13 protein-coding genes are annotated in these 13,912 nt (G+C 62.2%); 1 reads left to right on the forward strand and 12 read right to left on the reverse strand.

Translation table 11 applies throughout. The annotated features are described in order from the left end of the window. Positions 1-556: 556 nt before the first annotated feature. The 9 genes from AWT75_RS03050 to AWT75_RS03080 form a co-directional block, all read right to left on the reverse strand. Positions 557-1,420, reverse strand: a complete 864-nt coding sequence (locus tag AWT75_RS03050) for an MBL fold metallo-hydrolase (RefSeq protein ID WP_062787206.1) — start codon at positions 1,418-1,420, stop codon at positions 557-559. Positions 1,421-1,477: 57 nt separating this feature from the next. Beyond that, the gene (locus AWT75_RS03055; RefSeq protein ID WP_062787209.1) at positions 1,478-2,707 is read right to left on the reverse strand and encodes a DUF2399 domain-containing protein; all 1,230 of its coding nucleotides are present in this window, start codon (positions 2,705-2,707) and stop codon (positions 1,478-1,480) included. Between the two features lie 74 nt (positions 2,708-2,781). Next, positions 2,782-5,601 carry an ATP-binding protein gene (locus AWT75_RS03060; RefSeq protein ID WP_045847797.1) on the reverse strand — a complete coding sequence of 940 codons (2,820 nt, stop codon included), beginning with the start codon at positions 5,599-5,601 and terminating at the stop codon, positions 2,782-2,784. Beyond that, entirely contained in the window at positions 5,601-6,380 is a 780-nt protein-coding gene (locus AWT75_RS03065; RefSeq protein WP_239689440.1) for a hypothetical protein, read from the reverse strand. The genes AWT75_RS03060 and AWT75_RS03065 overlap by 1 nt, the downstream gene beginning before the upstream one ends. A 3-nt stretch (positions 6,381-6,383) precedes the next feature. Continuing rightward, the gene (locus AWT75_RS03070) at positions 6,384-7,667 is read right to left on the reverse strand and encodes a hypothetical protein (protein WP_045847795.1); all 1,284 of its coding nucleotides are present in this window, start codon (positions 7,665-7,667) and stop codon (positions 6,384-6,386) included. 106 nt (positions 7,668-7,773) lie between these two features. Continuing rightward, on the reverse strand, positions 7,774-8,448 hold the full coding sequence (locus AWT75_RS23345; RefSeq protein WP_204376862.1) for an MFS transporter: 675 nt from the start codon (positions 8,446-8,448) through the stop codon (positions 7,774-7,776). Continuing rightward, entirely contained in the window at positions 8,448-8,900 is a 453-nt protein-coding gene (locus tag AWT75_RS23350; protein WP_204376863.1) for an MFS transporter, read from the reverse strand. Before AWT75_RS23350 ends, AWT75_RS23345 begins: the two co-directional genes overlap by 1 nt. A gap of 10 nt (positions 8,901-8,910) precedes the next feature. Next, positions 8,911-9,051 carry a hypothetical protein gene (locus AWT75_RS22045; RefSeq protein ID WP_197077220.1) on the reverse strand — a complete coding sequence of 47 codons (141 nt, stop codon included), beginning with the start codon at positions 9,049-9,051 and terminating at the stop codon, positions 8,911-8,913. Beyond that, complete coding sequence (locus AWT75_RS03080; protein ID WP_062787212.1) at positions 9,038-10,483, reverse strand: M20 family metallopeptidase; 1,446 nt, start codon at positions 10,481-10,483, stop codon at positions 9,038-9,040. Before AWT75_RS03080 ends, AWT75_RS22045 begins: the two co-directional genes overlap by 14 nt. Before the next feature lie 132 nt (positions 10,484-10,615). On the opposite strand from AWT75_RS03080, the gene AWT75_RS03085 reads away from it, so the two are divergent. Continuing rightward, entirely contained in the window at positions 10,616-11,521 is a 906-nt protein-coding gene (locus AWT75_RS03085) for a LysR family transcriptional regulator (protein WP_062787216.1), read from the forward strand. Between the two features lie 75 nt (positions 11,522-11,596). Here the strand turns inward: AWT75_RS03085 and AWT75_RS03090 are convergent, their stop codons facing one another. Genes AWT75_RS03090 through AWT75_RS03100 form a run of 3 tightly spaced genes read right to left on the reverse strand, consistent with a single transcriptional unit; the run spans position 11,597 to position 13,784 of the window. Beyond that, positions 11,597-12,364 carry an ABC transporter ATP-binding protein gene (locus AWT75_RS03090; RefSeq protein WP_045847792.1) on the reverse strand — a complete coding sequence of 256 codons (768 nt, stop codon included), beginning with the start codon at positions 12,362-12,364 and terminating at the stop codon, positions 11,597-11,599. Between the two features lie 20 nt (positions 12,365-12,384). Further along, entirely contained in the window at positions 12,385-13,098 is a 714-nt protein-coding gene (locus AWT75_RS03095) for an ABC transporter permease (protein WP_045847791.1), read from the reverse strand. Continuing rightward, positions 13,095-13,784, reverse strand: coding sequence for an ABC transporter permease (locus AWT75_RS03100; RefSeq protein ID WP_045847790.1), 690 nt, complete (start codon positions 13,782-13,784; stop codon positions 13,095-13,097). Before AWT75_RS03100 ends, AWT75_RS03095 begins: the two co-directional genes overlap by 4 nt. Between the last annotated feature and the right edge of the window lie 128 nt (positions 13,785-13,912).

Here is a 13,912-nt window from a genome sequence, read left to right on the forward strand (position 1 = left end):
GTTAGTACATCCATTCAGAACGATAGTGTCAGTCCTCTAATCAAAAAAATCAGTCCCTGCCTGCAGTGGCGGCAGCCCCGCCACGTAAACACGCGGCGCGCGCCACGGGGATTGGGGCGCATCACATCACTGTTGATTCGACACTACGTCTTTTGTCTGCATCACAAGCCAGGCAAAAAAAAACCGGAGCCGTAGCCCCGGTCAACGACATCCCCCACGAGATGTATTCCCCATTGACGCCCGCCGGCATGTTGCCAGCAACATGGCACCCTGCACGTAGCAGGTGGGCGGACATCAGCATCAATCTGCATAGCAGCATAAGCGGGACATGGGGGCGCTGTCGATATCCTGTTGAATATTTTCATTACAAATTGATCAAACAATATTGGATACAATCAAATAAACAATAACTTACCTGAAAATATCAATAATATTGTCGTATTTTTTGATCAAACAACACAATGACTTAGCCAACATTCCTCCAGCTTTATACAGCTGGCTGGCCGCGGCAGCCGGGCCGCCCTGCCCTGTCAAGAATGTTAAACAAATGCCACAGTCAGCGCGCCAGTGCCGTCAGGCGTGGCATATGGTCTGCCGCATGGAAACGGCCTTTGGCATCGCGGTTTACCCAGGCCATGGCGTACTGCGGGTCGTGGGTGAAGAATAGCCGCCCTTGCCGGGCAAGCAAGCCTTCCAGCAACTGGCGTTTTTCGTCGGTCAGTTGCTCCGGAAAGCGGTCGTAACCCATGGTGATGGGCACATGCACCCAGGGCGCACCGGGAATGAGGTCGGCGGCATAGACAACCGGCCCGTCTTCCAGCGGAATTTCTGTCAGCAGCATGCCCGGTGTGTGTCCGTCGCTCAGGTGAAAGCGGTAATCAGCCGGCAGGCAGGCCGGTGTCTCGCCATCGGTCAGCACCAGTCGGCCACTGCTTTCCAGCAAGGTAATCAGTTCGGGAATAAACGACGCGCGGTCACGCGCATGTGGCTCTTTGGCACGCAGCCAGGCGCTGCGGCTGACCACGAATTGCGCCTTGGGGAACAGCAAACGCGCCGGGCTGCCATCCCAGGCGGACAGCAGGCCACCGACATGGTCGAAATGCAGGTGGGACAGTATAACTACGTCGATGTCTTCGTGGCTGCAACCGGCAGCGGCCAGATTGTCCAGCAGCACATGGCCGTCTTCCACCACGCCGTAGCGGGCTTTGAGTTCCGGCGCAAAAAATGCGCCGATACCGGCTTCCAGCAGAATGCGGCGGCCGTCCTCTTCGCGCACCAGCAGGCAGCGACAGGCCAGCGGCACGCGGTGTGCCTCGTCCGGGGCCAGCCATTGGCTCCACATGGCGCGTGGCGCATTGCCGAACATGGCACCGCCGTCCAGTTTCTGGGAATTGCCAAGCAAGGATGTCAGGGTACGCATGGGCGCTCCGCTTGATGATGGATGTTCCGATTATCAAGCAAGCGCTCGGTATTGTCATCAGCTGGTCGTAGCATCTCCCGCATGGGCGATGAACAGCGCCTCTTGCTCCACCTTGAGCTGACGCTCCAGCATGGCGGCGACCAGGTCGGCCAGCATGGGCGGCAGGCTGCGGCCTGCCAGACGCGCCAGGGCTTGCTGATCGTCGGCGCTCAGTGGCTGGCCGCCACAGGCCAGCGTCAGGTCATCGGCCTGCATGCGCCAGGGTTGCCAGGCGCAACCGGCCTTGCCGGCCAGTTCGCCCACTTGCAGCGCAATGGCTACGCCGGACGGGTCCAGGTCACAGGCCACCTGCACCGGCAAGCGCAGCAAGGCCAGCACATGCCCCACCGCGTCCAGCCAGCGCCGGTGCGGATAGCCCGGCACCCAGATGGTGAGTACGGGCTCGGCTTGCCGGGTCAGTACTTCAAACACGCTGAGGTTTTCCACAATGCGCACCATCTGCACGGCACCACGTACTGCATCCACCTGCAGCAGCGCTTCCGGTGCCAGTGCCAGGCCGCTTTGCAACAAGGCGGCAGACAACAAGGGCTGACCGGCGGCATAGAGCGTCAGCGCGCCGGACAGGAAAACGTGCGGGGTATGGCGCGAAATGCCACAGGATTCCAGTGCAATGCCGAACTCGGCCAGCCAGCGCCGGTCGGCCTCGCCAAAGGCCTTGCTGCGGCCCAGCGCGTATTGCGAGAACTGGCGCTCGGTGCCCCACAGTCCGGCCGTCAGCCAGTTGTCCAGCCCCTGGGCAATTTTCAGGCGCCGCTCCAGCGTGGAGGACTGCACACGTTGGGTGAGGCTGTCAGCCAGGCCTTGCAGCTGCGGGTTTTGCGGCTGCCAGCCACGCCATAGCTGGACGACTTCATCACGCGCATCGGCATCCGGCAGGCCGATCAGGCTGCGCAGCTGGTACACCTCGCGCCAGTTGACCCAGAACGGCTCCCACTGGCCCAGCCGGTCGGGCTCGGCATGCAGTTCCACCTCACACCAGCCACACTCCAGCAGGCGGCGCAGCAAATCTTCGGCCTGGGTCGGATCGCCACTTTGCGCCACGAGAGTAGTCCAGCGCTGGCGCATCACGCGCAAGGCCAGCCAGCGCTGCAGCAAAGCCTGGTCGGTCTGGGGCAACAGCAAGGGCGTGGGGGCAAGCGTGGGTTGCAGCAGCAAGTGGTGGCCGCGGGCGCCGATGGGCAGGCGTTCGACCAGTTCCGGAGAAATACGGGCAAGCCAGCTGGACATGGGGTTCTGCCAGAGTAAAGGGTGAAAGGAGTAGACCGCCGGACGGAAACAAGTTTCCCCGTCCGGCGGCAACATCATGCTTGCGGGTCTGCCTGCGGCGCATCCACCCGGCGGCGGGTTTGCAGGATGGGCGGGGCCCACTGCTCGCCCGGCCGCTTCTTGCGGGTGGCCAGCGTCAGTTCCGATGGTGCGAAGATATTGATGTTATGGGTGTTGGGGGTGGTGATCAGGTACTGCGCCTCGGTGGCCTTGAGGAAGCCTGCCACCCGGTCGATGTTGAAAATGTCGAGGTGGGCGAAGGGTTCGTCAATGAACACGAAGCCGGACGGATTGGCCTCGTCCATCATCAGGCCGATCAGCAGGATCAACGACTTCATCACCTGCTGGCCGCCGGAAGCCTCGCCGTCGTTCATGCCCATCAGGCCCTTCTGGTCGAAGTTGAAGCGCAACGTCAGCCCGGCTTGCGCCAGCGCAGCGTCGTCATTTTCCAGCGTGGGCAGTTCCACATCCACACCGATGCCGGCCAGCTCGCCCAGGCGCTTGATATTGGCACCATAAGCCCGCACCGTGGCGCGCAGCTTGCCCATATAGGCGGCGCGGGCGTCGTCGGTAAGTTCGCGCGAGCGGTCCACCTCGCTCTGGCGGCGCTGGCGTTCGCGGTCGATCTGCGCCAGGTCGTCAGCCAGCTTGTCACGCAGTGCCAGTACCGACTCGTCAGTTTCCCATTCGCCGCCTTGCAGCCGTTCTTGCAGGTAATTCAGCTGATGGCGCGCATCGGCGGCGCTTTCGTATTCCTCTTCCAGCGCGGCCACATGCTCGGCGGCCAGCGCATCAGCGGGCAGGCGTTCGGCCCACTCACGCAGTTCGGCCAGCAGGCGGCGCAGCTGGCGGCGGCTGTTTTCCACCTCCTGACGCTTGCCGTCGTAACGCGACAGGCTTTCCTGTTCGCGCTGGCAGATGCGGTCGTGCTCCAGCCGTGCATCGCTGTAGCGCTGGTCTGCCGCATCCTTGGTGGCACTGGCTTCGGCCAGTTGTGCACCCAGCTCCTGCTGCTGCGCTTGCAGGCTGTCCAGCCGGGCGGCCAGTGCGGCAAATTCTTCGGCTCGGCTGTCCAGCTGGCGGATGGCGTCCATGCCGCCCAGGTATTCGGCCAGTCCGGCCGCTTCGCGGGTGATGGTCACCAGCCGTTCTTCATCGGCCAGAATACGCACGTTCAGCTGCTTCAGTTCGTCGCGCAATGCCAGCAGGCGCGACTGGCGTGCACCTTCGCCAAAGGCAAATTCATGCGCGGCCACGCCGATATGGCGCGCCCCGCGTCGTTCGCGGAAGTAACCGTCGCGGGTAATCCAGTCGCCATCCACCGCGGCACCGGCCTGGGCGTTTTCCACCCGGCTGACCTTGTTCAGCTGCTGGTACAGCCAGTCCGGCGCGTTGGCGGAAAAGCGGATCACTTCCAGCAGGCTGCCCTTGCGTGCGGGCGGCGGGCTGCTGCGTTCCGGCACTACAAAATGGCGGAAGCGCAATTTTTCGCCCAGGCGCCAGGCTTCGCCCTTTTGCTGCGGATTTTCCAGCAGCACCACATGACGGTAGGGGCGCAGCATGGCTTCCACCGCACCCTGCCAGCCGGCGTCCATCACCTCGATGATGTCGGACAGCATGGCGTGGCCGATATTGGCCTCGTCCAGCGCCGCCTTGAACTGGCGCACTTCTTCCGGCGAGCGGCCACGGCCGATTTCCAGTGCTTCGACATGGTTTTTCAGGTCGACACGCTGGCGGTTCAGGTCGCGCAGGCCGTCTTTCAGTTGCTCCGCCTCACTGCGCAGGCCGGACAGCTTGTCGGACAGCGCGGCGGCATCGGCACCGTATTCGCGGTTGGCCAGAGCTTGCAGGCGGTCGCGCTCTTTCAGCTGGCCACTGACGCTGGCATGTTCGGCCTTGGCGGCCATGAACTGCTCCTGCGCCTGCAAACGGGCTTGTTCAGCCGCCTGGCGTGCTTCGCCAGCGGCCACTTCGGCGGCCTTGAGCTTGGCCACCAGTTGCAGGGTGTCGTGATGCTCGCGCCGGGTGCGGCTGAGCTGGCCGTAGGCGGCGCGGTAGTTTTGCCAGGTCTGACCCAGTGCACTCTTGCCATCCAGATAGGCCAGCACCGGCAGGGCTTCGTCCTGCAGGCGGCGGATGGTCTGGCTGAGCTGACGCCATTCCAGAAAACGCCCGGCACGGGTTTTCATGGTTTCCACCCGCGCTTCCAGTGCTTCTTCCTGCCGGGTGAGCGCTTCCAGCTCCAGCTCGGTGGCGCGTTGTTCGTCACGGGCGCGCTGGTAGTTGTCCAGCACGTCCTTGTCGCCGAATACCTGGAAGACCAGGTCCAGCAATTGTTTGGGGCTGTATTCGGTCAGCTTGTCGGTATCGCCCTGCTCCAGCGCCAGCACCTCGCCCACAGCGGGGGTGAGGCCGGCCACTTCCAGCCGGCGACGATATTCCTGCACGCCCAGCCATTGCGCTTGCGCCTCGGCCAGTTCCAGCGGCACATCGCCATCCAGGATGGCGTAATGGCGCACCCAGTCGCCGCCCTGCTTCTTGATGCGGCACAGCAGCGTCACCGCCTCACTGACGATGGGAAAGAAGGGGGTGGGATACAGGCCGCCGGACGGGCGACGCGGGTTGTCCACCACGCCGCGCAGGTAGGCAAAGGGCTCGCGGTTGTTGCGCACATAGCGTTTGTAATCGCGCTTGCCCGAGCACTTGATGGCCAGCAGGGTGCGCATGGCATCCAGCAAGGTGGTTTTGCCCGAACCATTGGGGCCGATGATGGTGACAATCTGCGCGTCCAGCGGCACGGCCAGCCGTTGCCAGAAGTCCCAGTGCACCATTTCTACCGATTTCATCTGGAACATCAGCGGTCTTCCTCTTGCGCGGGGGCTTGTGTGTCGTCTTCGGGGCCTTCAACAGCGGCAAACAGGCCGTTGCCAGCCTCCGTCACCGTAGGCTGTACCGCCTGGGCAATGGCGCTGGCGGTCTTGTCGGCCAGGGCGTCGGCCGCCTGGCTGCGGCGCTGGCCCAGTACCTCGGACAGCGCACCTTCGATGATGCGCGGGGCCAGCTGGCTGTAGTCGATCATCAGATCCAGCATCGGGCCTTCGTCCAGCCACTTGTTACGGCGCACCACAAAGCCCAGGTTCACCAGCCGGCCCAGATTGGCATTGAAGCGGGTACGGCCGCCCAGCGCCTTGCCGAAGTCGGCGTACAGCGCATCTTCCGACACGCCGGTGGACACGCCCTCGCCGGTTTCCAGCGGTTTTTGTGCACCGAACATATCGCTCTGGTTTTCCCGCCCGGCTTCCACGCGGGCAATCTGCCGTTCGCGCTTGGGCAGGATGATCAGCGCCCACAGGATGACCAGCAGCGCCACGCCATCGCGCGGCAGGCCCAGATTATTGTTGAGCCAGGCTTCGCCGCTGCCGAATACCGGCTCGGTCATCTCCGGCAGCAGGGCGACGGCGATGTGCTCGGCATAGGGGTTTTCCACCAGCCGCAGGCCGACATCGGCCAGCCGCTTGTCCAGCTCCTGGCGGAAGATATCGTCCAGCAGCGCCTTGCGCGCCAGCGCGTCGCCACGCGGCACCACGCGGTGTGCCAGCAGACGGGCGGTGAGGGTTTTCAGTTGCTGTTCCATGGCTTAATTCGGGGTATGGGGAAGCAGGCGCGCATCAGACAGCGTGGCTACTTCCGGGTGTTCGGGTTCAATCACGGCTTCGCCGCCGTGCAGGGTGAACGGCAATTTGGCCAGCGCCGCCACAATGCTGGCATCACCATGGCTTTCCGGGTCGCCAATCAAGGACAGCAAGGACAGCCGGTAGGCGGTTTCGTTGTAGCTGTCGGCCAGCACCGCCTGCCGGATGGGGATGTGGTCCGCCCCGCTCTCGCCCAGTTGCAGGCCCAGGGTCAGCAGCTCGTCGTACATGGCTTCGGCGGCAAACAGGCGCTCCACTTCCAGCTCGCCGGACAGGGGCGCGGCCACGCTGCCGGGCAAGGTGGTATTGCCTGCCTTGGCCCGCTCGCGCGCCAGCAGCTCGAATTCCGCCATGTCAGCCAGTTCCGGCGTGGCAAGGAAAGCCGGTTCCGGGTTGATGGACAGGCAACCGGTCAGTTGATCGGCCAGCTGGCCCACCGCCTGGCGGCGCAGCCAGTCGGCGATATCGGTGGAGGTAAGGCCGGAGCTGCCCAGATGCACACGCTGCGCGGCCAGCTGCGCCAGACGGCGTTCAAAAGTACCGGCCAGCGCCAGCATGCGGCTTTGCGCCAGCGCCACCGCCTGCGCCTGATTGAGGGCGGACAGGCTGAGCGTATCGTCGGCAGTCAGGCTGCGGATCACTTCTGTCGATTTGGCCACCCAGCGCCACACGGCTTCCAGCCGGTGCTGGGCGGCACGGATGCGGAATTCGGATTGCGATTCCAGCGCTTCTTCAAACTCGCCATACAGCTCGTTCAAGCGCGCCAGCAGGTGCTTGAGCGCGTCGTCCGACAACTGCCCCACCGCCTGCCCGGCGGCCACCTGGCTGGTGAGGTAGCCCAGTTCGACGTCGTCGCCGGCAAAGTCAATCAAGGTGGCCAGCGCCGCCAGCGCCACGCGTGCGCCTTCGGACAACTGGTACTGGCCGCCATCACTGTCGTACACCAGCAATTCGCCCTCGCGCAGGCGGCCCAGAATGGTGGCCAGCTTGGTGTCGTTGAGATAAGCAAACCGCTGGGCGATTTCCTGCGGCGTCCAGCGCGGCGCGTCGGCGCGGCTGCCCAGTTCGCGCAGCACCAGGAGGCGCATCAGCACCTCCTCGTCGCCACCGCGAAACAAGGTGACAAACACGGACAGATACGGCCAGGCCTGTTGCAGGCGATTGACCGCAGACAGCGAATCCGGCGCAATGCCCGGCTGGAAAAAGTCGGCGAGCGATTCCAATGACATTCCGGCATCAAGAAGCAAAAGCGGATTGTCCAAGGCCGGGCGGGGGTAAGTCAACGCATCTTGCATGACTGGGGGTGCGTACCAGGGCAGGGCACGCCCCCCATGCTCAGGCTGCCGACGGTTGTATTTGCGGTGTGCGTCGGCGTTGCGCGATATAGGCCAGGGCGGCCAGGCTGATCAGGGTGGTGAACATCAGGTAAAAGCTGGGGGCCTGCTTGCTGCCGGTGGCGCTGATCAGCCACACGATGATGGCCGGGGCAAAGCCGCCAAACACCGTCACGCCCACGTTGTAGCCAATGGCCATGCCGGTGGCGCGGGTAGCGGGCGGGAAGATTTCGGACATCAGGGCCGGCAAGGCACCAAAGTAAACGGACTTGAGCAAGGCCAGCCACCCCACCAGCACATACAGCGCCCAGGCACTGCCACTCACCGAGACATACAGGAATACCGGGTAAATGGTGAGGGCAAACAGCACACCAGCCATGGCCATTTGCCTGAGCCGCCCGATGCGGTCGGACAGCCAGCCGGAAAACGGCGTCACCACGGTGAGAATTACCCCGGCCAGAATGCTGGCTGCAAAACCGGTGGCGGCATCCATCTTCAGCTGGCGGATGGCAAAGGTGGGCACGTATTGCAGCATGTAATTGACTGCAGTGGACACGGTAATCACGCCGATGGCCGCCAGCACCATGCTTTTCTGGCGGAGCAGGACATCACGCACCGGCGTGGCGGTATGCTCGGCTTCCTTGAAGCTATGCGCATCGTCCAGACAGCGCCGCATCAACAAACCGGCCGGCCAATCAGCAAGCCGAAGAAGAAGGGAATGCGCCAGCCCCAGGCCAGCAGCTCCTCATGCGTCAGCAGCTTGACCAGGCCATAACCAAACAGCGAAGCCAGCAAGGTGGACAAGCCCTGGGTGGCAAACTGCCAGCTGGCGAGAAACCCCCGGCGGTGCGGCGCATGCTCGATCAGCATGGCGGTGGACGCGCCGAACTCGCCGCCCGCGGAAAAGCCCTGAATCAGCCGCGCCAGGAAAATGCCGATGGGTGCCGCGACGCCAATCTGCGCATAAGTAGGCAGCAGGGCGATGATGGCGGTGCCCACCATCATCAGGCTGACTGTCAGCAGCAGCGCGGCCTTGCGGCCATGCCGGTCGGCATAGCTGCCCAGTACCACTCCACCCAGCGGACGGATCAGGTAGGAGGCACCGAAGGAGCCGAAGGTCAGCAGCATGGAGGCGGTTTCATTCCCTGCCGGGAAAAAATGATATGCAACATACACGGCGAAAAAAGCCATAGATGGCGATATCAAACCATTCCAGCGCATTGCCGATGGAAGTGGCCACCACGATGCGGGTCAGGCTGACGGGTTTAGCTGTCGACATGGTTTTCTCCTGTGTATGCCCTGGCCTGTGCCACCAACTGGCTGCCCTGCTCGCCCAGATCCCACCAGATGCCGGCCATCAGCCCCAGGGCCTGGCGCGCCACCGGTGCCAGCAGGTGCTCGTTGGGCGCATGTTGCCCACAGCCGGGGTAGGAGTGCGGCAGCCACAAGGTAGGCAGTCCCAGAATGTCGGCAAAAGCATCATTCGGCACCGTGCCGCCCAGATTGGGCAGCAAGGCGGCAGGCTGGCCGGTACTGTGACGCATGGACGCCAGCGCCCACTCGACCCAGGGATGGTCCAGCGGCAGCCGGGTAGCCGCAGAACTGGACAGAATGCGCACCTGCACATGTTCCAGCCCATGCTGTTGCAAGTGCGACGCGATATGCTGCCGGGTATTGCGCCAGTCCGTCCCCACTACAAAGCGCAGTTGGCACACCGCCTTGGCGCTGGGTGGGATGGCATTCACCGGCTTGCGGGCATTGCCGGACTCCAGCGCCAGCACCTCCAGCGCATTCCAGCCTATCACCCGCTCCAGCGGCGTCAGGCCCGGCTCGCCCCAGTCTGTATCCACCGCCGGGCTGTTTGCTTCGCCCGCCAGCGTCAGGCCGGACAGTGCACGGCGCACCCGCAGGTCCAGCGGTGGCGGCCGCAGGCCGGGTACCTGAATCACCCCGTGAGCATCCACCAGACAAGAAAGCGCGTGCGCCAGCACCACGGCCGGGTTGCGCAGGGCACCGCCCCAATTGCCGGAATGATGGCCGCCTTCACGCAACAGGATATTCAGTTCGAACAGCACATTGCCGCGCGAACCCAGAAACAAGGTCGGCCGCTCGGCACTCACCCGGGGTCCGTCCGAAGCAATAAAGACATCGGCCCGCAAGGCTGCCTGTTCTTGCAGGCAGATTTCGCGCAAACCGGGCGAGCCGATTTCCTCGCCACTTTCAAACAGCCATTTGCTGTTGAAGCCCAGCCGGCCGCCACGGCTTTGCCGCACCGCCTCCAGCGCGGCCAGGTTGATGGTGTGCTGGCCCTTGTTATCCGCCGTGCCACGGCCATACCAGCGCCCCTGCTCCACCGTCACCTGCCAGGGGTTCAGACCGCTGCGCCAATGCACATCATCACCGCGCACCACATCGGCATGGCCATAGCTCAGTACGGTGGGCAAGTCGTCGGCTTCATGCCGCTCTGCCAGCAGGAAGGGCGCCAGCGGTGCCACCGGGTTGTCCAGTATCCGGCAGTGAAAACCCATGGCCTGCAAGCCGGGTATCAGCTCCTGCTGGAAATAGGCCAGATGGGTGGCCGCCTGTGCCGGGTCCTGGCTTTCGGTATGAAAGCCCACCCGGCGTTGCAGATCGCCCAGCAAACCGCCTTGATCGAAATAGGCCTGGGACTTGGCAATTGCATCCTTGCGCTGGGCATGTATTTGCGTCATCGACTTCGTACCTCGCACCTTGTTTAACGTTGAATGGGTGGTGCAGTCTAGGAACGCCAAATCATTGATGACAATTGACATTATTGCCATTTAAGCAAGCCAATTTGCCTAAATGGCAACAGAGGAGACAAGATGCTTCACGGCATTGCACTGAAATATTTTGTAGAAGTGGCGCGTTGCGGCTCCTTGGGGGCAGCAGCAGAAAACCTGCAAGTTGCGGTCTCTGCCATCAGCCGACAAATTACCAAACTGGAACAGGAAACCGGCACGCTACTGTTCGAGCGTCAACCTCGTGGCATGGTACTGACCGAAGCTGGCCAGCTACTGGCAGATCATGCACGCCGCGCACTGCTGGATGCACAGTTGGTACTGGGCGAAATATCCTCTCGCCATGCCAGTGGCGACGGCATGGTACGGCTGGCCAGTACCGATGGTTTTACCCATGCATTTCTACCTGATGTGATGATGGCCTATCACCTGCAGTATCCCCATACCCGCTTTGTCTTGCTGGTTGGTAGCCCGGAACAGGTACGCCACTGGATAACTACCGGTGAAGCCGATATCGGACTGAGTTTTGCCGTGGGTAATACTCATGGCATCGACCTGCAGTTTCAGCACAAGGCACCGGTATGCGCCCTGCTGCGCCCCGGCCATCCGCTGGCCGGACAAGAGACCCTGAGCCTTGACGACCTTGCCCGCTATCCGCTGGCCATCCTGGAGCGCGGCAACACCGTGCGGCAATTGCTGGAATGGAGCTTTAGCGCACAGGGCAAGGTATTCAGCCCGCTGCTGAGCAGCGGTCACTCCAGCACCCTGCACCGCTTTGCCGCCCGTACCGATACCATTGCGCTGGGCAGCCGTCTGGCCATTCACGGCCTGCCGGAATGCAGCAAGCTGCTGGCAAAAAGCATCGACGAACCACTGCTGCAACAAAGACAGCTACAGCTGATGACCATGCAGGACCGCCGCCTGCCACCGGCGGTCAGCCAGTTCCTGCAGTTGCTGGCGCAACAATTGCACGAAGTACTGGCGGACTGAACCGCCTGGTTTGGACAAGAAAAAAGCGGCCCATCTCATCAATGGGCCGCTTTTGCTTTCTATAAAACCGACAACTTACTTCAGGCTGCCGGACAGGAAGGCTTTCAGGCGTTCGCTCTTGGTATTGCCGAATACTTCGTCCGGGTGGCCTTCTTCTTCCACCCGGCCCTGATGCAGGAACATCACGTGGTTGGACACATTACGGGCAAAGCCCATTTCATGGGTCACCACCACCATGGTGCGGCCTTCTTCGGCCAGGGTCTGCATCACCTTGAGCACTTCGCCCACCAGTTCCGGGTCCAGCGCCGAGGTGGGTTCGTCAAACAGCATCACTTCCGGTTCCATCGCCAGTGCACGGGCAATGGCCACACGCTGCTGCTGGCCGCCGGACATGTGCGCCGGATACTTGGCCTGGGCCTGGGCGTCCAGCCCTACCTTGCGCAGGTATTTTTCGGCACGGGCAATAGCTTCGTCACGCGACAGGCCCAGCACATGAATGGGGGCTTCGATGACGTTTTCCAGCACCGTCATGTGGCTCCACAGATTGAAATGCTGGAACACCATGGCCAGCTTGGCACGCATGGCTTGCAGCTGTTTGTGGTCGGCCGGCACCAGTTCGCCCTGCTTGTTCTTTTGCAGGGTGATTTCCTCGCCACCCAGGCTGATGCTGCCGGCGTTGGGTTTTTCCAGGAAGTTGATGCAGCGCAGGAAGGTACTTTTCCCGGAGCCGGAAGAACCGATGATGCTGATTACATCGCCTGCCTTGGCCTTGAGCGAGATGCCCTTGAGCACTTCGTGGCTGCCATAGCTCTTGTGCAGGTCTTTAACGACTAGCTTTTCCATCTTTTATCCTTGCGGGTAACTCAGGCCTTCATCGGGCGCAAATGCGCCAGCCACTTGCTTTCCGCCTTGCGGAACAGGGCCACCAGAACAAAGGTGATACACAGGTAAATCAATGCGGCCAGGCCAAAGGCATCGAACGAATCATAGGTGGCGGCATTGGCATCGCGCGCCACTTTCAGGATGTCGGGCACGGTGGCGGTAAAGGCAACGGTGGTGGCATGCAGCATCAGGATCACCTCGTTGCTGTAGGCCGGCAGCGCGCGGCGCAAGGCCGACGGAATGATGACCCGGCGATACAGGGTGAACTTGCTCATGCCGTAGGCACGGCCCGCTTCGATTTCACCATACGGCGTGGCCTTGATGGCACCGGCGAAGATTTCGGTGGTATAGGCACAGGTATTCAGGCCGAAAGCCAGAATGGTGCAGTTATACCCTTCGCGGAAGAAGTGGTTGAGAAAGCCCACTTCGCGCACCACGTCCAGGCTGTACATGCCGGTGTAAAAGAACAGCAGCTGGATGTAGAGCGGCGTGCCACGGAACACGTAGGAAAACAGCCATACCGGGCTGGACAGCCACTTGGACTTGGAGACCCGGGCAATGGCCAGCGGAATGGAGGCGCAAAAACCGAAGGCAATGGAAACCACCAGCAGCCACATGGTGACGGCCAGGCCGGACAGGTGATAGCCGTCCGACCACAGGAAGGCTTTCCAGTATTGTTGGATGATGTCGATCACAGGTCTGCCTCCCGCACGCCGGTGGAGTAGCGGCGTTCCAGCCACATCAGCACCACGCTGGAAACCGTTGTCAGAATCAGGTAAATGGCACCGGCCACCAGGGTGAAGAAGAACACGCGGTAGGAGCTCTTGCCCGCATCAATCGATGCTTTCACCACATCGGACAAGCCGATGATGGACACCAGCGCGGTGGCCTTGAGCATGACTTGCCAGTTATTGGAAATACCCGGCAGGGCAAAGCGCATGACCTGGGGAAACTGGATGCGGGAGAAGGTTTGCCAGCTGCTCATGCCATAGGCAATGCCGGCTTCGATCTGGCCTTTGGGCACAGACAGGAATGCCCCGCGGAAAGTCTCGGTAAAGTAGGCCCCGTAAATGAAACCCAGGGTAAACACACCGGACACGAAGGGGTTGAGGTTGATCTGCTCCATGCCTTGCCATTCGGTCAGGTGATTCATGCCGATTTGCAGGCTGTAGAAGATCAGCAGCATCAGTACCAGGTCCGGTACGCCGCGAATCAATGTGGTGTAAAGCGTGGCAATGCCCTTGAGCACGGGATTGCTCGATAGCTTGGCGCCAGCGCCACCCAGACCGATGATGAAGGACACCAGAAGCGACATGACTGCCAGCTCCAGCGTGACCCATGCACCGTCCAGGATGATTGGCCCGAATCCATCCAGAAACATGGCCGTTTCCCCTGTATGTTGTGCTCGCCACACCCTGTCCCGCGCGCGCAGACATCCACCGCCAGTCCCGCAAAGGCAGGCAGCAGCGAGAGTTTGTCACCGGGGCGCAGTGTGTCAGCGAAGTTGGC

It is taken from the genome of Aquitalea pelogenes (assembly GCF_001515305.1).
GTDB lineage: Bacteria > Pseudomonadota > Gammaproteobacteria > Burkholderiales > Chromobacteriaceae > Aquitalea > Aquitalea pelogenes.